Source organism: Paenalcaligenes sp. Me52 (genome assembly GCF_050487965.1).
Lineage (GTDB): Bacteria > Pseudomonadota > Gammaproteobacteria > Burkholderiales > Burkholderiaceae_B > Paenalcaligenes.
The window spans coordinates 1,891,594-1,912,168 of the sequence record NZ_JBKQFO010000001.1 but is presented as its reverse complement, the minus strand read 5'-3'; the positions used below and the strand labels follow the sequence as shown (position 1 = coordinate 1,912,168).

Annotated in this window: 19 protein-coding genes; all 19 read right to left on the bottom strand. The window is 51.1% G+C overall.

What is annotated here, in order from left to right; translation table 11 throughout:
- Window positions 1-30: 30 nt before the first annotated feature.
- Window positions 31-1,062, bottom strand: a complete 1,032-nt coding sequence (locus tag ACLO87_RS08985) for a TRAP transporter substrate-binding protein (RefSeq protein WP_430223440.1) — start codon at window positions 1,060-1,062, stop codon at window positions 31-33.
- 71 nt (window positions 1,063-1,133) lie between these two features.
- Window positions 1,134-2,423 carry a TRAP transporter large permease gene (locus ACLO87_RS08980; RefSeq protein WP_430223439.1) on the bottom strand — a complete coding sequence of 430 codons (1,290 nt, stop codon included), beginning with the start codon at window positions 2,421-2,423 and terminating at the stop codon, window positions 1,134-1,136.
- A 16-nt stretch (window positions 2,424-2,439) separates the two neighbouring features.
- Window positions 2,440-2,949 carry a TRAP transporter small permease gene (locus tag ACLO87_RS08975; RefSeq protein WP_135865650.1) on the bottom strand — a complete coding sequence of 170 codons (510 nt, stop codon included), beginning with the start codon at window positions 2,947-2,949 and terminating at the stop codon, window positions 2,440-2,442.
- A gap of 116 nt (window positions 2,950-3,065) precedes the next feature.
- The gene (locus ACLO87_RS08970) at window positions 3,066-3,794 is read right to left on the bottom strand and encodes an SDR family NAD(P)-dependent oxidoreductase (RefSeq protein WP_430223438.1); all 729 of its coding nucleotides are present in this window, start codon (window positions 3,792-3,794) and stop codon (window positions 3,066-3,068) included.
- A 27-nt stretch (window positions 3,795-3,821) separates the two neighbouring features.
- Entirely contained in the window at window positions 3,822-4,214 is a 393-nt protein-coding gene (locus ACLO87_RS08965) for a Zn-ribbon domain-containing OB-fold protein (RefSeq protein WP_430219592.1), read from the bottom strand.
- Window positions 4,215-4,216: 2 nt separating this feature from the next.
- Window positions 4,217-5,386 carry a thiolase family protein gene (locus ACLO87_RS08960; RefSeq protein WP_430223437.1) on the bottom strand — a complete coding sequence of 390 codons (1,170 nt, stop codon included), beginning with the start codon at window positions 5,384-5,386 and terminating at the stop codon, window positions 4,217-4,219.
- Window positions 5,386-7,002 (bottom strand): AMP-binding protein, encoded by a 1,617-nt coding sequence (locus ACLO87_RS08955; RefSeq protein ID WP_430223436.1) that lies wholly within the window; start codon window positions 7,000-7,002, stop codon window positions 5,386-5,388. The genes ACLO87_RS08960 and ACLO87_RS08955 overlap by 1 nt, the downstream gene beginning before the upstream one ends.
- Before the next feature lie 23 nt (window positions 7,003-7,025).
- The gene (locus ACLO87_RS08950) at window positions 7,026-7,511 is read right to left on the bottom strand and encodes an aromatic-ring-hydroxylating dioxygenase subunit beta (protein WP_430223435.1); all 486 of its coding nucleotides are present in this window, start codon (window positions 7,509-7,511) and stop codon (window positions 7,026-7,028) included.
- A 38-nt stretch (window positions 7,512-7,549) separates the two neighbouring features.
- Window positions 7,550-8,857, bottom strand: coding sequence for an aromatic ring-hydroxylating dioxygenase subunit alpha (locus ACLO87_RS08945; protein ID WP_430219596.1), 1,308 nt, complete (start codon window positions 8,855-8,857; stop codon window positions 7,550-7,552).
- A gap of 15 nt (window positions 8,858-8,872) precedes the next feature.
- Entirely contained in the window at window positions 8,873-9,844 is a 972-nt protein-coding gene (locus ACLO87_RS08940) for a PDR/VanB family oxidoreductase (RefSeq protein ID WP_430223434.1), read from the bottom strand.
- 879 nt (window positions 9,845-10,723) lie between these two features.
- Entirely contained in the window at window positions 10,724-11,224 is a 501-nt protein-coding gene (locus tag ACLO87_RS08935; protein WP_430223433.1) for an SMI1/KNR4 family protein, read from the bottom strand.
- Between the two features lie 144 nt (window positions 11,225-11,368).
- Window positions 11,369-12,160 (bottom strand): cyclase family protein, encoded by a 792-nt coding sequence (locus ACLO87_RS08930; RefSeq protein WP_430223432.1) that lies wholly within the window; start codon window positions 12,158-12,160, stop codon window positions 11,369-11,371.
- Window positions 12,161-12,232: 72 nt separating this feature from the next.
- Window positions 12,233-13,258: a carbon-nitrogen hydrolase family protein gene (locus ACLO87_RS08925; RefSeq protein ID WP_135865841.1), complete on the bottom strand. Its 1,026-nt coding sequence runs from the start codon at window positions 13,256-13,258 to the stop codon at window positions 12,233-12,235.
- A gap of 11 nt (window positions 13,259-13,269) precedes the next feature.
- Window positions 13,270-14,193 (bottom strand): fumarylacetoacetate hydrolase family protein, encoded by a 924-nt coding sequence (locus ACLO87_RS08920; protein WP_135865839.1) that lies wholly within the window; start codon window positions 14,191-14,193, stop codon window positions 13,270-13,272.
- A 55-nt stretch (window positions 14,194-14,248) separates the two neighbouring features.
- Window positions 14,249-15,376: a cupin domain-containing protein gene (locus ACLO87_RS08915; protein ID WP_430223431.1), complete on the bottom strand. Its 1,128-nt coding sequence runs from the start codon at window positions 15,374-15,376 to the stop codon at window positions 14,249-14,251.
- A 45-nt stretch (window positions 15,377-15,421) separates the two neighbouring features.
- Window positions 15,422-17,710 carry a bifunctional salicylyl-CoA 5-hydroxylase/oxidoreductase gene (locus tag ACLO87_RS08910; RefSeq protein ID WP_430223430.1) on the bottom strand — a complete coding sequence of 763 codons (2,289 nt, stop codon included), beginning with the start codon at window positions 17,708-17,710 and terminating at the stop codon, window positions 15,422-15,424.
- A 106-nt stretch (window positions 17,711-17,816) separates the two neighbouring features.
- Entirely contained in the window at window positions 17,817-18,269 is a 453-nt protein-coding gene (locus ACLO87_RS08905; RefSeq protein ID WP_135866999.1) for an acyl-CoA thioesterase, read from the bottom strand.
- 105 nt (window positions 18,270-18,374) lie between these two features.
- Complete coding sequence (locus ACLO87_RS08900; protein ID WP_135867001.1) at window positions 18,375-18,890, bottom strand: MarR family winged helix-turn-helix transcriptional regulator; 516 nt, start codon at window positions 18,888-18,890, stop codon at window positions 18,375-18,377.
- Window positions 18,891-19,046: 156 nt separating this feature from the next.
- On the bottom strand, window positions 19,047-20,558 hold the full coding sequence (locus ACLO87_RS08895) for an indolepyruvate oxidoreductase subunit beta family protein (RefSeq protein ID WP_430223429.1): 1,512 nt from the start codon (window positions 20,556-20,558) through the stop codon (window positions 19,047-19,049).
- Window positions 20,559-20,575 lie beyond the last annotated feature (17 nt).

Below are 20,575 nucleotides of genomic sequence, written 5' to 3'. Positions count from 1 at the left end.
GTTGTCGGCTAACGCAGGAACTATAAAAACTTATTGGTTGCTCAGAGTTTCGCTTTGAGCGCGGTAGAACTCTAGTACGGCTTTGCCATCAATACCTTTCTTCTCGGCAGCGGCAATCCAGTCTGTTTCGATGAAAGACAACTCGCTACGCAACTGTGCCAATTGTTCGCCTTCTACGGTGTAGGTTTTCAAGCCAGCGTCGGTCAGTGTTTTAATGGCGGCATCTTCAGACGCTTGCCATTTACCACCAAAATCACGCGCAATATACTCACCAGAGATCTGCTCAATCGCAGCACGGTCAGCTTCGCTTAATGCCTGCCATTTACGTTCGTTCATGAACATAAACTGACTGCTTTTACCCAAACCACCAGGTACGGCTACAGCGCTTTTGATCAGTTTGTCTAACTTGAAGTTCTCGATCTGGTCGTACTGGAAGAACAAGCCATCAATCACGCCACGCGACAGCATTTCGTAGCTCTCGGAAGCGGGTGCGTTCAGCGTCACAACGCCCATGGCTTTGCCGATGGCATCAAATAGTGGGCTAGGGGAACGCAGTTTCAAACCTGACAGGTCAGAAACGTTGCTAACTTCTGGTTTGGTGGTGAAGATCACGGTGGCAGGGCTAGTCCACAAGCCCATTAGTTTGACGCCACGGTGCTCGTTGGCACCCAGCATGAACTGGCTGTAAGTATTCCAGTAAGCCACCGAGTTAATTTCACCGTTGTCGGTGGTGAAGGGCATTTCCGCAAACTCAATCATTGGGAAACGGCTAGCGGTATAGCTGTGTACCGACATCCCCATGTCTGCAATACCATTACGCACCAAATCCAAGTGCGCCTGTGGTTTGCCCAAAGGGTTGATGAATTCGATTTTGACGCGGCCTTCGGTGACTTCAGAAACTTTCTCTGCCCATGGCTCTAGCATCTCTGTAACGATGTAGTGTGCTGGGGGCAGCCAGTTGGAAAAGCGCAGTACTTGTGTTTCAGCATGAGCATTGCTGGAAAGGCCAATGGCGCTTAGGCTCAGGCCCATACAGAGCCCTAATTTTTTTAATAGTGTCATAAGTACTCCAGATGAATGATGGTTGGTTTGCTTGTGCTGTAACTAAAAACTAAGGGTCAAACTAGGTAGTGCTACATGCTGTTGGGGATCAGAAGCACCATGCCTGGCAATAAGATCAGCAGCACCATGCGCAGAATGTCAGTCAGAACAAACGGGGCAGTACCGTAGAAAATGGTGCGTAGCGAAAGCTCTGGCATGACGTTTTTGATCATGAAAATGTTCAGGCCTAGCGGGGGAGCAATCAGACTGATTTCAGCCGCCACCACCACGATGATCCCGAACCACACCAAATCGAAGCCCAAGGAGCTGACGATAGGGTAGAAAATAGGCACGGTTAGCATCACCATGGACATGGTTTCTAAGAAGCAACCCAGTACCAAGTAGATCAGGCAGATAATAAAGATGACGGTCAGTGGTGATACATCTAGGCCGTTAATAAAGCCCAGCAGGTGGTTAGGTAGACCAGCAACGGTCAGGAAGTTATTGAACACCAAGGCACCAATTACTAGCGCAAACATCACTGCAGTAGTGTGTGACGCTTCCAGCAGCACGGTGAGGTACAGCTTAGGCTTCCAACCACGTCGTTTTAGGGTGATCAAGAAGGTACAGAAAGCACCAATACCAGCGGCTTCGGTAGGGGTGAAAATACCGCCATAAATACCACCCATAATCACCAAAAACAGCACGGTGATGGTGAAAATACCTTTAATAGAATGCAGACGTTCTTTCCATGTGCTGCGAGCACCCGGCATACCCAGTTTGGGATTGATGACCGTCAAAACCAGTACAGTCAGCAAGTACATCAGAATAGCTAAGGCACCAGGGATCACACCTGCTGCAAACAGTTTGCCAATGTCGGTTTCGGTCAGAATACCGTACACCACCATAATCACGCTTGGGGGAATCAGCACGCCTAACGTACCGCCAGCGGCAATACTGCCAGCAGCCAGTCTGTCGTCGTAGTTGAATTTACGCATATTGGGCATGGCCACACGGCTCATGGCCGCAGTCGTTGCCATACTGGAACCACACAGCGTACTAAAAGCACCACAGGCCAAAATGGTGGCCATCGCCAAGCCGCCACGTAGGTGACCGATAAAGGCATTAGCAGCGGTATACATGTCGCGGGATAAGCCGGATGCATTCACCAAATTACCCATCAGTACAAACAGCGGTAGCACGGTAAAGCTGTAGCTTAAGCCGGTGTCAAACGCCGTTTGGGCGGCCATGGTGTAGGCGGCTTCAAAGTCGGTATAGAAGCTGAAACCCAGCGTCCCTACCAGCAGCATCCCCCAAGCGATGGGTAGGCCAACAAACAGGCTGATCAGCAGGATGATCAGTCCAAGCAAGGAAATAAGCATGATGGAGTCCGGTGTATCAGGGTTGGCGGTGGCGGGTGAACAGTTGCGACAAGGCAGCAAGTGACGCAAGGCCTGTCAGTACCGAAATCAGGTACGCAACAGGTGCAATGGGAATATCCAAGGCGTTACTGCGGTCACCGTAGTCGGCAAGCTGCATGGCATGTAGCCAGAGGTAGTAGCTCAAAATAGCGAGCCCGCCGCCAGAGATCAGAGCAATGATCATGCGCTGGAACTGTTTGGCGCGTTTGCTTAGCACGGAATCCAGCAAACTAACCGTTAAGTGCTGATTGTGCAAAGTGACGTGGGGCAATGCTGAAAAGATCAGAATGGCCAATAAGAACTCATTGCTTTCATAAGCGCCATGTATAGGTGCGTGAAAGATATAGCGACCTAGCACATCAAGGGTGGTGACCATCACCATCAATGTCAGGATTATGACGCACACCCCATTCAGTAGACGCTCAGCCATACGTAGCGGCCCGTTAGGGGAGTGTTTGACTTGCATACCCTCTAATTCGTTGTCCATGTTGTCTCCGTTGTGGACTGGGTTTGGCAATCTCTAAGGGGTTTATCATCCCCTCATATAATATTTATAGGAATATAGTTTATAGGTAAATAAATTCAAGTGAATAGGAAATAACCCTAGATGGTCAGCGTACCGATACTCGCGCCACCGCAAACATACAGGGTTTGACCGGTCACAAAGCTGTTCTCAGGGTCAGAGAAAAACTGCACAGCACGGGTAATGTCGTCTACTCTGCCTAAGCGTTTGACGGGGATGCCGGCGGCAATGTTCTGTTCGCGTTCGCTGCCAGAAGGCACCACGTCATAGAACATAGGGGTTTGAATGGGGCCGGGGGCAACGACGTTAACGGTGATACCTTGGTCTGCAAATTCCAGTGCCCAGGTTCTGGCCATACCCATCATGCCGGCTTTGGTGGCGGCGTAAGCAGTACGGGTTTGCAAGCCCAAGGCGCCTCGTGAAGACATCAGTACGACGCGACCAAATCGCTTAGCACGCATGGACGGCAAAATGGCCTGCATGATTTGTATGGCTGAGCCTAGGTGAATTTGTGTGAGCCCTTGCAGCTCTTCTAGGCTGACGTTTTCCAGCAGGTTAGGCCAGATGACGCCCGCATTATGTATGAAGTGGCTGACCTCATACTGGGCTGTGATCTGTTCAATGGCTTGCTGGGTGGCTTGGCTATCTAACAAATCCACTTGCACTGATACCAGTCTTTCATGGCTCCAGTCTGGTGCTTTACGTGCCATAGAGATAACGGTGTAGCCTAGGGCTAAGTAGTGCTTACACAGATCTGCACCAATACCAGCGCTGCCGCCGGTAACGATAACGGTATGGGGTGTGGTCATAAGAGTTCCGCGACGAAATAGGGGCTATCAAATAGGGGTGGCGTTGAGTACAGCACTTTGTGAGGCGTCTAATTCCAGCGCTAAGCGCAGGCGTTGGCCTAGAGGCAGCGACGCCGGCAAGTTCACGATGGCCACCGGGCCGCAATCTAATTTGGCCGTGCCGATGTACCATGGCAGCTTGGCTTGGAAGTAGGGCTCATTGCTGTGATGCAGCGTGCTGCAGGCTACCAAAGTGGCCGTAGCGTCCACAGCTTGCCACAACAAGCCAGCGCCTAAGCAATGGCTACATACATCGCGAGGGGGGTACTGAACGGTGTGGCACTCTTGGCAAACCTGCAGGCTAAAACTGCCGGATTTAGCAATCTCGTTTAGGTGCAGAGCTGTTGTGCTGCGTGCATGGGGAGGAAGCGACTGTGTCATGGTTATCCTCGCTGCAAAATGGTCGCGGCCGTACAAATGCCACGGTCGTAATTGATCATGCCAAAGCCAGACACCATGCCGATGCGGGCATTTTCTACTTGCGTGTTACCGGCAGTGTTGGTTAATTGGCGTATGGCTTGTACTAGGCCTAAGTAACCGCCTGCGGCACCCGCTTGGCCTACGGATAACTGGCCACCCGATGTATTAAAGGGGAAGCTGCCATCTATGGTGAAGCTGTGATCGCGAATGAACTGTGGGCCTTCGCCTTTGGCGCAGAAGCCTAAGTCCTCGAATTGCAGTACGTTAATGACGGGGTAATCGTCATAGGTTTCTAAGAAATCGATGTCGCTGGGCGTGACACTAGCCATGTTGTAGAGCTCGTCTACATCCATCGCCCAACCTCCACGGTATTGCACGGGGTCTTGGTGGAAGGCATTGTGCCGTTCAATACTGCCCAAAATACGTACATAAGGCAGACCTAATTTTTCGGCTTGTTCGCGGCGCATCACCAAGTAGCCTTCTGCGCCCGCGCAAGGCATCACGCAGTCAAACAGATGTATGGGGTCGGCAATCACTCTGGCATTGAGGTAGTCGTCTAGGGTCAACGGTTTTTTCATCAACGCATCTGGGTTACGTAATGCGTTGTCGCGTTGGGCGACGCACAATTTGCCAAAGTCGGCGCGGGTAGCGCCATAGTGGTGCATGTAATAGTTGGTCAGCAAGGCGAAGCTGCCATTGGGGCCTGCGGCACCATAGGGGTAGACGGCGTCTTGAGAAAAACGAGAGAACGCACTCACCGTGTGTTTGAAGGATTCACGGTGGTTAGTGTCGCCAGCGATGCAAGCCACAATACTGGCATCACCACATTGCACAGCGCGTGCAGCGCGGCGCAACGCGACCACGCCGCTGGCTCCACCCATAGGGATATGATCCAGCCAGCGTGGGCTCATTTGAAAGTGCTGCATCACCCCCACGGCAGAGTCGTTACCCAGCGTGAAGCTGGATACACACACGCCATCAACTTGAGTTTTTTGCAGCCCACTATCATCCAGTAAGCGTCGTAAGGCAGTGCCTAACCAGTAGTGTGCGCTTTGTTCAGAAAAGCGCTCATACGCAATGGTGACAGGGCAAGCCAGTACGATATCATCGTAGGGCAGGCGGGTAGTGCTCATCATCGCTCCTGACGTTTTTTCAGGTGATTGGTGTCAATGCACTCGGGGCTTTGTAGCAGGGCTAAGGCTTTAGCTTTAAGCTCACCACGTTGGATTTTGTTAGTAGAGGTCAGCGGTACGGCATCTACAAATACTACATAGCCAGGCACTTTGAAGTAGGCCAGTTGGGTCAGTGCCCACTTCACGATTTCTTCGGCCAAGGCTGTAGGATTGGCGGGGGCTTCGTGGGTGATGATAAGCGCCATCACTTCGTCACCGCGTATAGAATCAGGTACGGCTGATACGGCAATAGAGCGAATAGCAGGGTGTTGCTGCAAAGCGTTTTCTACTTCTACCGCGGCAATGTTTTCACCGCTGCGACGAATCACGTTACGTTTGCGGTCAATGAAGTGTAGGTAGCCGTGTTCATCACGCATGACGATATCGCCAGTGTGAAACCAGCCATCGGCCCATGCCGCTTCGGTGGCAGCAGGGTCTTTCCAGTATTCAGAGAAAAAACCAAAACGTGGGTTTGGGCCTGCACGACGCACCAGCAACTCACCGTTCACGCCGTTAGGCACGGGTTGGCCGTTGTCATCCACCAAAAGAATGTCTACGTTGTCGCTTTCTTTACCAAAGCAACTAGTGCCAATGAAACGAGGCTCTTCGTTGGCGATAACGCAGGCGGCAGCGCCAGTTTCTGTCATGGCCCAGGCTTCTAATAAGGGGAAGCCAAAGCGAGTTTCAAACGGATGGTGCAAGGTTTTTTCTACCCCGGCACCAAAGCCAAAGCGCACGCAATGGTTTGTGTCTTCGCTGCTTGCAGGCAGCTTCATCAGAATCGCAGGCATCACACCCAAGTAATGCACGATGGTGGCTTTAGAAAGTCTGACGGAATCCCACCAGCTACGTGGGTGGAAACGATCTAAAACGATGATGCAACCGCCAGTTTTGATGATGGCCATGGTGGAGGTTGCCAAGGCGTTCATGTGGAACAGTGGCAGGGGCGTCAACATACGCTCTTTGCCGGGCTCCAAATGGGCCAAACCACCTACCGTGGCGTACCAGTCACCGGCGTAGTCAAAGTACTCATTGGTCAGCACACAGCCTTTAGGTAAGCCGGTAGTGCCTGATGTGTAGAGCAAGGCGCATTCAGTATGTAGTCCCAATGGGCCGTCTGCACGAGCAGGCGTGCTCGCGGCTGGGAAAGGTTGCTCTGGCGTGATCACTGGCAGAGCAATGCTGTTTTGTGCAGCCGCTTCGTTCAGATCATTCACGCGAGAGGCCAAGCTAATGGCCAACACCATATCCGAGTGTTGAACTAAGTAGCTGAGTTCGGCAATGCGCAGATCTGGGTTGATGGGCACAATGGATGCGCCCAATTTGTTCAACGCTAACCAGTGCAGCAGAAACACAGGGCGGTTTTCCAGCAGTAACCCAATGCGGTGGCCTTGGCCGTAACCAGCTTTCTGGTATTGTTCGGCCAACTGGTCTATGCGGTGTAAGGCCTCGGTATAGCTAAGACTGCCCGCGTCAATGCCATAGATTTCTGCTGTTTCAGGTAGAACAGTGATGAAATCGTTGTTTGGCCATTGTTTGGCGGTGCTTTGAAAAACAGAATAAATCGTGTGCGACATGAGTAATTGGGCTCCAAGGGGGCTTACATGAACAGCTGTATATTGCCGAAGGGGGCGTCACAGTTCAGCAGATCAACGCGTTTCAGGCGTATGCGTAACTGACCGTCCTGATCTACAACCACGTGGTGGGTGGCCCAGCCTACGTAAATTTGCAGATCGTCACCGCGTGTTTCGGTGTAATGAAAGGCGGTGCGTACGCAGTGCTCGGAAGCCTGTGCATCGAAGTTCACGACTTGGGGGCGTTGCAATAGATGATGGCAACGGCTTTTAGGCTGTTGAGAAAACGTACGTTGTCCGGCTAGGCGCTCAATACGTATGCGCAGCAACAGCGTGTCTTCATACATCAGCGAGGCATGCAAGACAGGGTCTGTTTGGCCGTGCGCCAGTGGCATCCAGTAGTAGCCATCTTCAGTAAACAACTTGAGCCAATCGTCGTAGTGTTGCTGATCCAGCAGGTCGGCTTCTTGGTAAACAAAATCAATGAGGTCTTGGGGGGTAATGTGGGTCATGTCGTATTCCTTGAATGAAGAACCAGGAAATTCAGGGTTTAAAGACCCATATATTTCAGCCAAGCGCGAAACTGTGCGCGCATTTGCAGCTCACTGGTGCCATTAATCACCACATTGGTGCGCGTCTCTTCACCGTCTTCATACAAACGTCCTACGTTCATCCAGTCGCGACCACGGCTTTGCAGCGCAGTTTGAGCGCGTTCGTACATTTCCAGATCGTCGTGACCCACTACAGAAGTAGGCGCATTGATCAGGCGGTTGTACATGAGCGTGCGTTCCAGCAGCTTGTCGGGCGCACCTACTAAGCGGAAGGTCCACGATTCCACCAAGGTTTTGTCAGCGGCAATAGGTTTGAACACGCGTAGTGTTTGGATGGGGCCTTTGACCATGATGTTGGGGAAGTAAATGGTGTTATGGCGCACATCACCCAAAATGGCTTTGGCTTTTTCTTCGCCGTAGGCTGCTACCATTTGATCCCAGTAACCGCCAATATCAGAGTATTCGGCGTGTATGGAATCACTAACACCGGTGTGGCCATGGCCGTTTTCCCATACCCGTATACCCATGTTCTCAAAGAACTCATACGGCGACATAAAGGGCGCAAAGAGTTCTACCGCCATAGGTTTAGGCGTGCCTTCAGGAGCTTCTTGCCACACTTTGACAGCGGTACCGGCTGACGACTCGTGTGCCACCATGGGGTGACAGGTGTCAGTCTGGTTATCTACCAGCATTTTCCAGTTGCAGTTGTGCATGTAGCGCATCACGCCACCAGCCACTTCCAACTTGCCTTCGGGGGATCTGTCCACCATGTTGTCGATGGTGCTTAAGGACTCGCCAAAGAAGTCCGCAAAGCTTTCGCCTTCAGGGCTTAATCTACAGAACACGAAATCGCGGTACACCTCTACGTTTTCAACCGGAGCCATGCCTTGGCTGGCTTCGCTGCATTCAAAGCCCGTGTTCTCGTAGCCTTTTTTCAGTGGAATAGCTAAAAGCTTGCCATCTGTGCGGAAGGTCCAGGCGTGGTAGGGGCAGCGGAAAAACTTACCGGTGTTGCCACAGCTTTCGCCAGCCACTTTGACGCCTTTATGCGGGCAGCGGTTGTACAGCACTTTGATGCTGTCATCGTTATGGCGCACCATCACCACTTCTTCATTGCCTACAGTCGTAGTGATGTAATCGCCCTTGTTAGGCACTTGGCTAGCATGGCCAACGTAAACCCACGTGTTGGCAAATAACTGTTCCATTTCCAGTTGGAACACTTCCGGGCTGATATACAGGTCTTTGTGTACCTCAGTATCACGCACCAGTTGGCGGATGGCGTCGGGGTTGTTGCGGTAGGTAGTCATGATGGCACCTGCTAATTACAGATCAAGAACAAGTTTGGGTGTTTTGCAGCGGGAAATGCAGGTCTGTATGACCTTATTGCTGGCTTTCTCGTTATCACTCAGGAAGTAGTCGCGGTGGTCGGGAATGCCTTCCAGTACGTCGGCAGTACAGACACCACACTCGCCGCGTTTGCAGTCGAACATAGGGTCTAGACCAGCTTCTTCCAGTACGTCTACGATGGTTTTATCGGCAGGCACCGTCAGTGTCATACCAGACTGACGCAGCTCAAGTTCAAAGGGCTGGTCGCCGGCTTGCGCCGCAGCGGTCGTAAATAGCTCAAAGTGCACATGGCTACGTGGCCAATTACGCGCTTTAGAAATCTCAATAACCGCATCAATCATGGATTGTGGGCCGCAGACATAAATATGCTGCTCAGGATTCAGCGTGTCGAAGAGTGCATTCAACTCTAAGGATTGGCCGTCATTCACATAGCAGAGCAACTTGTCCCCCAGCGTCTGTTGCAAGCTATCGGCAAAGGCCAGCTGAGCTTGACTGCGCGCGCTGTAGTGCAAGCGGAAAGGGCGGTTTTGCTGTTGCAACGTACACGCCATACTGGCAATAGGCGTAATGCCAATACCGCCAGCAATCAGCACATATTCTGGTTCAGCTTGCGCAGCAGTGTGTACCGGGAAATCATTGACGGGGCCCTTAACCTGAATCACATCACCTACCTGCAACTGGTGCATGAAAGCTGAACCACCACGGCTTTCCGCTTCTAGGCGCACACCTAAGCGATAACAGGAGGGGGCGATTTGCCAGTTGTAATCGGGAGCGGTGACAATCAACGAGTAACAGCGGTGATCGTTAAGGTCAGGGATGTGTACTTGTAAGTGCGCACCAGCATCAAAACTGGGCAGAGGTGAGTTGGTTGCGGATTCCAACAAGATTTCTCGTATCAGCTCGGAAGCTGGACGTACGTCGCGAACCACAAGATCGAATGTAGGCATCGTTTATCTCTTCCAGTATGGCCTGAAGTCAGGTCAATTATTTTCTTATTGCTTAATAGTTTAGTAGTAAACATATTCCAAAGAATATAAAGGAAAACCATTAGTGGAAGGCGGTCGATTTTGGGGAAGAAGAGAGGGAGTGTGCCTTGAAGCAGAAAGGTGTGACTGGGATACCAGCTTAAGGCTAGGGCGGTCTATTACCGGCACCTAGTAACTATGCGGATGTAGATCTATAGGCTTAAGAATATGTTGGCAGGTGAGTGCTACAAATGAGCATCGTATTCATCGCACGCGCTGGGGACTGCAGGAATACTTTTTGTGATTTGAGACACCAAATCAAAAAAGTTTCCTCTCCGTCCCCCGGTTGTGGTGAATGTGGTGAGGTTTACAGCCTTTTCTTTTAGATGATTAATTCAAGGGTTTAGGAGTGTCTGTGATGTCAGTAGTTGCATCAGAAAATACAGCTTGGTTTTTTTGAGCAAGGCAGCGAGTACCGGGATTGTCAGCCTTCAGACTAACTATGTACCTTCAGCAATTGGCAAACATGCTTTTTCATTTGTCACAGAAGTACGCAGTAGCCTCAATAGCGACTACCCTAAAAACCGTGGCAAGTGATGAAGGGAAAACGGAGGAAAGTGTTTTTTTATTTGGTGTCTCAAATTAAAAAATACTTTTCGCAGTGCTAGCTATGGCAGCCAATTGCTGGCGAGTAGTAGCTCTGTGGGCGTAAGAGTATGTTGGCAGGTTAGTGCTCATTGCATTCATCGCATGCGCTGGGGGACTGCAGGAAAGCTTTTTGTGATTTGAGACACCAAATCAAAAAAGTTTCCTCTCCGTCCCCCGGTTGTGTTGAACGTGGTGAGGTTTACAGCCCTTTCTTTAGGACTGTATGTTCTCAGCTGTTAGTTGAGCCAGAAATTGCTCAAATGATTCCGCTACTACGTCTACCTTCTCGAACTCCGGCTCTAGTCCCATGACAACACGGCCAAAGTGTTCAACGGAGGTATCAATCGCGTAATAGCCATACCCATCAGAGACTGAAAGCATAAAGGGGAAGTGACGGTCCCAGAACGAAACAACAGCAGACCTCAGTACGCAGTCGTCACCAGCGGACTCTAGCGAGATCAGTTCCCACTCATTCCACCGGAAGGTGGATGCATCTGTGTTGTGGAAGTCAGCTTCGCATAAGAACCAAGCCGTTTCTGCGTGGTTCACGCATGAGACTAGGCTACCCAGGAAGTGCAGCAATGCGGTAGGTAACTGAGGATGCCTAGCTGAGATTTCTTTAGGGAGCTGAAATTGTTGGGCGTGTCGTTCTTCAATAGCCCAACCAAGGCGCGTTAATTCAGCAATAGGGTTCATGGGTTGTGGCGTAGACATATAGCTTTGTGATTGGATGCACTGTGGTGACGCGATATCGTATCGCTCAGACTGCAGCATCACAAATAAAAAACCCTTCGTACATACGAAGGGTTTAAACGATACACCAATCCCTGTACTCAAACAGGGAAGTCGTAAAGTCGCTTAGTTTGCCACCAACGCGAGCACACGCAATGGGCTACCTGAGCCTGCCTCAATCTTCAATGGTGCAGAAATAATCAGTGCTCCTGTAGGAGGCAACTGATCAAGGTTTTGCATGCATTGCAGACCGTAGCGGTTGGCGCCGTGCATCAGTGTGTGGCAGGGGAAGGGCATAGGCCACGCGTAAGATTGTCCGGCGTCGGTATTGATGGTTTCTACCCCAAAACCGTGCACGTTACGTTCTTTGAGCATCCACTCCACTGCTTCTTGGCTAGGGCCTGGCGTGTGGGGGCCGTCTTCTTTCATGTTGACGTAGCTGGCAGGATCTTTGGCTAGACGTTTGTACCAGTCGGTACGTAAAAATACCCAACTGTGTTCTGGAATACGGCCATGTTTGGCTTCCCATGCTTTAAGGAAGTCGCTAGTCAGTACCCAGTCTTCATTCGCGGCAACTTCGGCAGATGCGTCGATCACGACCGCAGGGCGTATGAAGTTTTGCGCAGGAATGGTGTCTACGGTGTTTTGTGGCTGATCTTTGCCCGACACCCAATGCACAGGTGCATCAAAGTGTGTGCCGGTATGCTCACCACAGGTGAAATTGTTCCAATACCACGCCGGGCCTTGCTCGTTGTATTGGCTGATGGTTTGTTTGCTGAACCCTGCTGTTTGGCCAAACTCAGGTGGCAATTGTAGGGCAGGGAAGCTTTCGCTTAGTGTGTGGGTGAGGTCAATGACCTTTACCTGTTGGCTATTCAGCGCTTGTACAAGCTGGCTGATGCTGTTCTGTGTACTCATCCCGGTGTCTCCTCGTTGTACTCGTACCTGCCGCTATTACTGGAATAGCGACAGGTAGGTACAGATCATTCTTTAGTTTTCGGGTTGTTCATCCAGACCTGCGGGTGCCGGGTTGAGCTCGGCGGCGCAGAAGTCATCATTCACAAAGGTGGCAGCACTTAAGGAACGTCGATTGACTTGCAGATTGAAGATGTCAAAACGGTTGTAGTGGCCGGTGATGTCATGCATTTGTCGTGGCTGTATGCAGCGTGACAAATCAATCTCACCGTAAGCAATACCGTCATCATCAATCAGCGGTGTGCCTATAGTGCGACCATCAGGCCCGATCACACCAGAGAACGCGCTGTTTTTACGTTCCAGCAAAGCACGGGCATCAGGGTGTACGGTGCTCATTTGTTCGATGATTTCTTCCGAAATCGTAGAGCACGCAATCACTGTAAACACTTTGCCTTCAAAGCAGTGGGCCGCAGCACGCAGACGGATGGCTTCAGCCATGTCGTAGTCTTTAGGTGCCACAGGCAAACCAATGTAGTTAGCCACGTGTACCAGTTCACCTTGTGACAGCAAGCTAAAGCGTGCCAAGGTGTTGGTGTTCTCACCGCAAGCCAACGCACCCAATGGACCAACGCTGGTTTTGTGTACGCGTAAGGACGACGCATCGCCAGGCGACCATGTCAGTTTTTCAGCCCATGTAGGTACCAGCTTACGATGGCGGCCCAACAGGCGACCTTCGTCGCTGATAGTCACTACCGTGTTGTAGATGGTAGCGATACTGTTTGGGTTGCGTTCGTTAACACCAATCACCACGTTTACTTTGCGCTGACGAGCTACTTCGGCGATTTTCTGGATTTCAGGGCCTGGTACTTCAATGGCGGACTTCACCAGTTTTTCAAACCAAGGGCTACCGTCTACTGGATTCAGAATCCAGCTCCAGTAAGGGTAGGCCGAAATAAACACTTCAGGAAAAGCCACCAGTCGGGCACCGTTATCGGCAGCTTCGTGGATCAGCTTGCATGCTTTTTCTACGGTGGCATCCGTATTCAGGAATACAGGTGCTGTCTGTACGGCAGCAGCCTTGAACACTGGAAGATCTAGCATGTGACTACTCCTTAGTTGTTGGGCGTAACGTCAACAATAGGGTGACGCAGTGTACCGATGTGCTCTACGTAGGCTTCTACTACGTCGCCTGGCCACATCCATTCTTGTGGGCTACGGCCTGCGCCTACGCCTTCAGGCGTACCGGTTGCGATGATGTCGCCGGGTTCCAGTGTGATGCCTGCGCTGATGTCAGCAATCAGGTGGTTCACGTTGAACAGCATGTGACGTGTGTTGGAGCTTTGTTTGGTCACGCCATTCAGTGTCAGGCTCAGGTTGATGTTGTGTGGGTCTGGCAGTTCGTCAGCAGTAATGATGACTGGGCCAAATGGTGCGTAGGTGTCTTGGCCTTTGGAGTAAATCCACTGACCAGCACGACGGCAGTCACGTGCGCTTACGTCAATCATGGCGCTGTAGCCAAACACGTATTTCAGCGCATCTTCTTTGCTGACACGTTTAGCGCGTGTACCCATGATTACGGCCAACTCAACTTCCCAGTCCATTTGTTGGGTGATGTTTTTGTTGTGCTCGATAGCATCGCCAGGGCCTACAACCGTGGTTGGTGGCTTGGAGAAAATGACTGGCTCTTTAGGCAGCTCTTTGGAGGTATCCAAAGTGCGGCTGGATTCGGCTACGTGTTCTACGTAGTTCAAACCAATACCAAAGATGTTTTTGCGTGGGCGAGGAATAGGGGCCAGCAGTTTTACGTTAGCCAGCGGTACGGCGATGCCAACAGGCATGTCGTCGCTGTATTCGTTCAGCAAGCGGGAAACGGCTGTGACTGTAGCAGGACCCATGTCGATGAAGTCCAGCATGTTGTCTGGCAATGGGGTGCCAGTCACAACGCCAAAATCGTGCAGGTCAACAACCAAGTCGTTAACGATAGCGCCTAAACGGCCTGCTGCTGCGGGTTCACTGCGGTAAGTTACGAGACGCATTTTCTTCTCCAGAGTTACGAACATGCTTCATGGAGCATGTAGTGATGCAAAGGTGTTAGTTAGTAATGATTTGATGCCCGCCGTTATCGGCCAAGGCTTCTTCACGATAAAGATTCAGTGCACGCATGGTAGGTAGATCATGGAACGAGAACAAGCAGGCGTCTTCACTGCTAGAGCCGTTGACGTGCTCGTGGAACATCCATGAAGGCACGCAGAAAATGTCGTGCTCGTTCCAGTCATAGCGTTTGCCATTGATGATGGAGTGACCATGACCTTTGGCAACGTGATAAATGATGCTACCGGTGTGGCGGTGGGCTTTGGTGTGTTGACCAGGCAGCAGCATCTGCATGCTGGCACCCATCGTGGCCATCACTGGGCCGCCTGTCAGCGGGTTCAAGTAATCCATGATCAGGCCATCAAATGGGCTGCCTTCAGATGCTTTGGCATAACGCTGCAAGGCTTCGTACGTAGGCTCCCATTCGTATTTCAACAAAGGTGAGTATGGTTTTTGCCAGTCGTGCAACGTAGGTCTTAAACCTGGGCCACCCCAAATGTTGGTGGCATCATTCACTGGATAGGTCACGGCTTGCTGCAAGTCTGGATGCACAGCGTAAAAGCCGGCTTCCAGCGCATTCACCAGAGGAATATCCAAACCGTCTTGCCAGATGCAGGTAGTGCCGTCTGAGCTAACACCGTGTTCGTGCCACGAGCCATTGGGTGTGAGGACGAAGTCGTTCGCACCCAGTGTCATTTTGTGGCCATCTACCACGGTGTAAGCACCAGAACCTTCCATGATGAAGCGCAACGCTGACGATGAGTGAGCGTGAGCAGAGGCGGCTTCACCTGGATGCATGACTTGCAGGCCCGAGTACAGCCAACCCACGGCGGCTGCGAAATCGCGGCGACCAGGGTTGTTCAGGTAAATTACACGGCGACCTGCTTGTTCTGGGGTAACCAAGTCTACAGAGCGCAGTACGTAGTCACGCAGGTCTTTAAAGCGCCATACCACGGGTACGGAATCAGACTTAGGTTCCCACGGCTCAATTTTATTGGCTACGTTCCACAGCGCACCCGTCTCGAACTTTTCCAGCTCACGGTAGTACGCCACCAGTTCTGGTGTGTCGGTGACGTTGGCTCGGCCAATCACATCTTCGCGGTAGGCGTCATAGCGTTCTTGTGTCATTGTTGTCTCCTTTGATCTTCTGCCATGTTGCTTAGTGTGGGGTGTCTAGCGTGTAAGCCAGTCCTTTCCCCACTGATAAGGGGCAGGCCATGGCATGTCTTGATAGCCTAGCTTGGCGGCTTCATGTAAGGGCCAAGCGGGGTTAGCAAGGAAGCCACGGGAGAGCGCACATAAATCGGCACGGCCTGCGGCGATAATGCTGTTTGCATGGTCTGCTTCAAGAATCGCACCCACTGCCATGGTAGGGATGGATGCTTCATTACGGATGCGGTCAGCAAACGGTGTTTGGAACATACGGCCATACACCGGTTTTTGATGAGCAACGACCTCACCACTGGACACATCCACCAGATCTGCACCTGCTGCCTTGAAGTGGCGAGCAATTTCTACGGCATCGTCTGGGGTAATACCGCCTTCAGCCCAATCATGTGCTGAAATGCGTACCATCAACGGTTTGTCTGCAGACAGTGCAGCGCGCATGGCTTTCAGCACTTCTACGGGGTAACGCAGACGGTTTTCTAAGCTGCCACCAAATTCATCGGTGCGCTGGTTTGTTAGCGGAGAGATAAAACTGGACAGCAAGTAGCCGTGACCGGCTTGTAGTTCAATGCAGTCAAAGCCAGCAGCATCAGCACGTTTGGTTGCCGACACAAACGCATCGCGTATGGTTTGCATTTGTGCTGCAGTGATGGCGCTAGGGGTAGCGCTATCTGCGTTATAGGCAATAGCAGAGGCCGAGACTAGATCCCAGTTGCCGGATGCTAAAGGTTTATTAGCCTTTTCCCAGCCTACTTGGGTAGAACCGCGACGACCAGCGTGACCCAACTGAATACCAATGCGAGCATCTAAGCTGTGCACGTGGTCTACGACTTTTTTCCAAGCAGATGTTTGGTCGTCATTCCACAAACCAGCGCAACCGGGGGTTATGCGGCCTTCAGGAGTGACGGCAGTCATTTCTGCCATCAGCAAGGCTGCACCGCCCAAGGCTCTGGCACCGTAATGCGTGTGATGGAAGTCGTTAACCAGACCGTCTTTAGCGGAATACATCAGCGTAGGCGCAAAGACGATACGGTTTTTCAATGTCATGTTACGCAGTTTGAAGGGCGTAAACATAGGTGGGGGCGCTTGTTTGCCTGTTTCCAGTTTCAGACCAGCGTCGGTAGCAAACCAGCGTTCAAACTCGGCAATGCCTTCAGGATCACGCAAACGCAGGTTCTCGTGGGAGATACGCTGTGAGCGGGTGAGCATGGAGTAGGTGAATTGCTCCGGAGCCATATCGGCATAGCGGGCAACGTTTTCGAACCACTCGGTAGAGTTACGGGCAGCATTCTGGATGCGCAGCACATCAATACCGCGAGCTGTTTCGTACTCTTTCAGGGCAGTTTCTAGATTGATGTCATGTTTCAGGTGCTGGGCTAAAGAAATAGCATCCTCCAAGGCCAACTTGGTGCCTGAACCAATAGAGAAGTGGGCTGTATGAGCCGCATCACCCATCAATACAAACGGTGTTTGCTTGCCGTCTACATTTTCCCAATGTACCCAGTTACGGCAGATTACACGTGGGAAACGAATCCAGATGGCAGAGCCACGTAGGTGGGAGGCATTGCTGATCAGCTTGTTGCCATCCAAATGAGGGGCAAAAAGTTTTTCGCAGTAGGCAATGCCTTCTTCCTGGCTCATATTCTCGATGCCAGCTTTTTCCCATACTTCATGCGGTGTTTCTACGATGAATGTGGAAAGCCCGTTTTCAAAACGGTAAGCGTGAGCTTGGAACCAGCCATGCTCGTTCTCAACAAAAATGAAGTTGAAAGCATCGAATTTTTTCTCTGTACCTAGCCATACAAAACGGCATTGGCGTTCGTCAATGTCTGGCTGGTAGCTTTGCGCGTATTTTGTACGAATGCGGCTATTAATACCGTCGGAAGCGATGACTAAATCGGCTTGGTATTTGCGGGCGATTTCAAGTTCATCTTCGACGAAGGTTTCAAACACCAGTTTGACGCCGATTTCTTCGCAACGTGCTTGCAAGATATTCAGCAGTTTTTTACGACCAATACCAACGAAACCATGCCCACGGCTGCGCAGTGCGCTGCCTTTGAAGTGCGTTTCTATGTCGTCCCAGTGGTTGAACGCATCACCGATGGTTTGAGCGGAAACTGGGTCAGCTTCGCGCAGGTTTTCCATGGTGGCATCTGAGAAGACCACACCCCAGCCAAAGGTATCGTAGGGGCGGTTACGCTCCACCACAATGATCTCGTTGCTAGGGTCTTGCAACTTCATAAGTAGACCGAAATACAGGCCGGCGGGGCCTCCTCCTATGCATACGATCTTCATGTCTGCTCCCTTATTGGTATGTACCACGCTGAATTAGATGCAGAGTAGTATGTTTATTAATAAATAATATACAAATAAAGTATTTAGGTACAGGAAAAAACGCGATTTATTTTGCGCTATCCATTACTGCGGCTTCTTTCTGAACGTAAGCCTGCATGGGTGTACGTAAAAACTCTGGAATATCAATGGCTTTGTGCGTTACCAATGATGTGGTCACAATAACTTGGTTGATCTCCATGCGTAGCTGACCCTCCAAGTCGGTGCACTGCAAATGCAGCTGTATGGAGCGTCCACCTAAGCGTTCAATGCTGAGGCTAAGAATGACGTCGTCCCCCATTTTGCTGATGGCACGGAAGTCGGCATCCAAATGCACGGTAGGCAGGCCAACTTTACGATCGGCAATAACGCCGTGAAAACCAATGGTGGGGACGATGTCGTCAATCCACTTTTCGAGCAGATCGTTAAACATCACAAAGTACTGCGGATAGAACACAATGCCTGCAGGGTCGCATTCCGAGAAACGGATTCGGTGTTTTTGCATGTATGGCTTTGATTCCATGCGTTTTCCTTTTTATTTATAGTGACGCCATAAAGCGCTAGGTCTAGGTGGAGCCAGACTGGATGCGTGTAGTGTCTAGTCTGGCCTGTTTAGGATTATCTGTAATTAGCCGAGGTTCTTTTGCAAATGCACACGCAATTGCCCCAGTTGTTGCAGTGCTTGTACGATCACGTCGTGGTCCAGACCTTCAAACAACTCGCTTAGCCACTGGTTATGTTGGCTAGCCATTTTTTCAAACGCCGTTTTGCCTTTTGGGGTCAGGTGCAACAACCAGGTTCTGCGGTCAGTTGGGCTACTAACACGTGAAACCAGACCTTCGCGGGATAGCTCGTCGGTGAGGCCTGTAATATTGCCGCTGGTGACCATCAGATAACGGGATAGCTCACCCATTTTCAGGCCTTGGGGATAGCGGTATAGCTGAGCCATGTAATCGAAACGTGCCAACGAAATATCGAAATTGGTACGTAGGCGTTTACGTATTTCGTCCTCAATCTGCTTGGTGCAGGTCATGAGTCGTAGCCATAGCCGCACAGTGGCAGGATCTTTAGGGCTAATGCGTCCTTCGTAGCCGCTGTCTTGTGCTAATTCAGTAGACAGATCTAAGTCTGTGGTTGGTTGCATTTTCTGATTCCAAGCGCACCCTTAAATGAGGACGCAGTACGTTAACAATAAAGACCAAGCCGTCGCATACGCACGTAGTCAAATTACATTCTACACTATATTGTTTAGTAGTAAAGTATCTGACACCGACTTACCATAATTGCTCACATAAAGTGCTTAAACTAAGGCGTACGCCTGTCTAGTTTCGTCTAGTTTCTTCCCATGTTCATCAGCAAGCGCCGCATCACGTAGGGCATGCAGCATCTCAGGCGAAACGCGATCAGCGTGTTGATCCAGAATTTGCATTAGGGCCGAGAAATTGCGCAAGCCGCGTTGATGGGTATCGCCGTAACCTTTCACCAAGCGTTGTGTACGGGTAATTTCCAGTGCCAAAGCAGGGTGGCTAGAGGCTTGTTTAGCAATACGTTGCAGCCATTCATCAATGCGCAGTTGTTCTGCTTCGTAGCGCAAGGTTTTGCGACGCCAGCGTTTCATGCCACTTAAAGTGTTCAGCAATAAGAAACCACGTAACGAGCTGGTTTGGACGATTCTGCCTTTGCCAGTCATACTGCGCAGCAAACGATGTCCCCATGATTTACTGTTTAATAACCAACGGGCAAGACGTTTACAGGGCAAGATCTCGCTGATTTCTTCTACACGAGGGTGCATGTATTCGTTGATGGCCAATATTTGACCGGACTCAAGCTGTACCTCTTGGCTGACGCGCTCAAAACGTGTGGCACGGGTTTTGAGTTCAGCAACACGTATGGCGTCCTCAAAAGACATCCATAGCGCTAGGTAACGAGCAGCTTCACTCAATAGCAAGTGATCATCAGCACGCATGTTCTGTTGCAATGCGGCCAGCCTGTCTACATACAGTTCACCGTACTCCACGTCTTGGAAGTCGATGAGTCGTCGTGTGCCTTCCAGAATAATGGGTTGGGTACTGGCAGGGAATGTCTGACGAATGCGTTCTACCAGTGTGGCCACACGAGGGTGCTTTGGATTGACGGTGGCAGGGTCGGGTAGAGCCGGTTTGTCGTCATCTGTGCTTTCTTCTTGTGCAGCATTAACGCGGCTGTAGGCAGCATCAAAGGCGCGTAAGCTAGGTTTGACACCTACGCCACCGCGCTCAATGGTTTGTTCAAACTGTTCGCGACTAAAGGGCAGTACGCCTGCGGCAGATAGCGCACCAAACATGACAGCGCTGATCACACTACCAGCATCTTCTGCGGCTTTGGCCATATTGAAATGGATAAAGCGCTTTGCTGCCTTCTTAGCGTGCTGAATCAGAGTGTCACTGTCTACACGGCCATCGCCCATGGCTGTTTTTTCAGCAATGGAATAGACACGGTGTGTGGAGGCAATCAGGGTGGTGCGGTCATCGGTCACAATACCGCGTTGTACCGCACGACCAGCTTCCATCAGCTCAGAGGCCAAGACTATATCAACATCGCCGGGCATAGGCATGAGCGATAGCACCGGTTTTTTGTCTTGTGGCGCAGCACTAATAGGAAATAGCTCTACATAGTAGATAGTGGCGCCGGTACGTTGAGCTACGCCAGGTACCGACGTGGTTTGTGCAAAATAGCCGTTGTGTTCGCCTAGGCTGACTACCCAGTCGGCCAACACGCCACCACCTTCACCGCCCATCGCCAAAATAGCAATTTTTATGGGTTTTACTTGCATGATTCTTTATTCCCTAA

Bases quoted from the DNA above. Each gene is read 5' to 3' on its own strand.
- ACLO87_RS08955 (WP_430223436.1), bottom strand. From the start codon at position 7,002: ATGTCGCACACGATTTATTCTGTTTTTCAAAGCACCGCCAAACAATGG.
- ACLO87_RS08945 (WP_430219596.1), bottom strand. From the start codon at position 8,857: ATGACTACCTACCGCAACAACCCCGACGCCATCCGCCAACTGGTGCGT.
- ACLO87_RS08965 (WP_430219592.1), bottom strand. From the start codon at position 4,214: ATGACACAGTCGCTTCCTCCCCATGCACGCAGCACAACAGCTCTGCAC.
- ACLO87_RS08895 (WP_430223429.1), bottom strand. From the start codon at position 20,558: ATGCAAGTAAAACCCATAAAAATTGCTATTTTGGCGATGGGCGGTGAA.
- ACLO87_RS08950 (WP_430223435.1), bottom strand. From the start codon at position 7,511: ATGACCCACATTACCCCCCAAGACCTCATTGATTTTGTTTACCAAGAA.
- ACLO87_RS08910 (WP_430223430.1), bottom strand. From the start codon at position 17,710: ATGAAGATCGTATGCATAGGAGGAGGCCCCGCCGGCCTGTATTTCGGT.
- ACLO87_RS08980 (WP_430223439.1), bottom strand. From the start codon at position 2,423: ATGCTTATTTCCTTGCTTGGACTGATCATCCTGCTGATCAGCCTGTTT.
- ACLO87_RS08960 (WP_430223437.1), bottom strand. From the start codon at position 5,386: ATGAGCACTACCCGCCTGCCCTACGATGATATCGTACTGGCTTGCCCT.
- ACLO87_RS08930 (WP_430223432.1), bottom strand. From the start codon at position 12,160: ATGAGTACACAGAACAGCATCAGCCAGCTTGTACAAGCGCTGAATAGC.
- ACLO87_RS08900 (WP_135867001.1), bottom strand. From the start codon at position 18,890: ATGCAACCAACCACAGACTTAGATCTGTCTACTGAATTAGCACAAGAC.
- ACLO87_RS08985 (WP_430223440.1), bottom strand. From the start codon at position 1,062: ATGACACTATTAAAAAAATTAGGGCTCTGTATGGGCCTGAGCCTAAGC.
- ACLO87_RS08975 (WP_135865650.1), bottom strand. From the start codon at position 2,949: ATGGACAACGAATTAGAGGGTATGCAAGTCAAACACTCCCCTAACGGG.
- ACLO87_RS08935 (WP_430223433.1), bottom strand. From the start codon at position 11,224: ATGTCTACGCCACAACCCATGAACCCTATTGCTGAATTAACGCGCCTT.
- ACLO87_RS08970 (WP_430223438.1), bottom strand. From the start codon at position 3,794: ATGACCACACCCCATACCGTTATCGTTACCGGCGGCAGCGCTGGTATT.
- ACLO87_RS08940 (WP_430223434.1), bottom strand. From the start codon at position 9,844: ATGCCTACATTCGATCTTGTGGTTCGCGACGTACGTCCAGCTTCCGAG.
- ACLO87_RS08925 (WP_135865841.1), bottom strand. From the start codon at position 13,258: ATGCTAGATCTTCCAGTGTTCAAGGCTGCTGCCGTACAGACAGCACCT.
- ACLO87_RS08915 (WP_430223431.1), bottom strand. From the start codon at position 15,376: ATGACACAAGAACGCTATGACGCCTACCGCGAAGATGTGATTGGCCGA.
- ACLO87_RS08920 (WP_135865839.1), bottom strand. From the start codon at position 14,193: ATGCGTCTCGTAACTTACCGCAGTGAACCCGCAGCAGCAGGCCGTTTA.
- ACLO87_RS08905 (WP_135866999.1), bottom strand. From the start codon at position 18,269: ATGGAATCAAAGCCATACATGCAAAAACACCGAATCCGTTTCTCGGAA.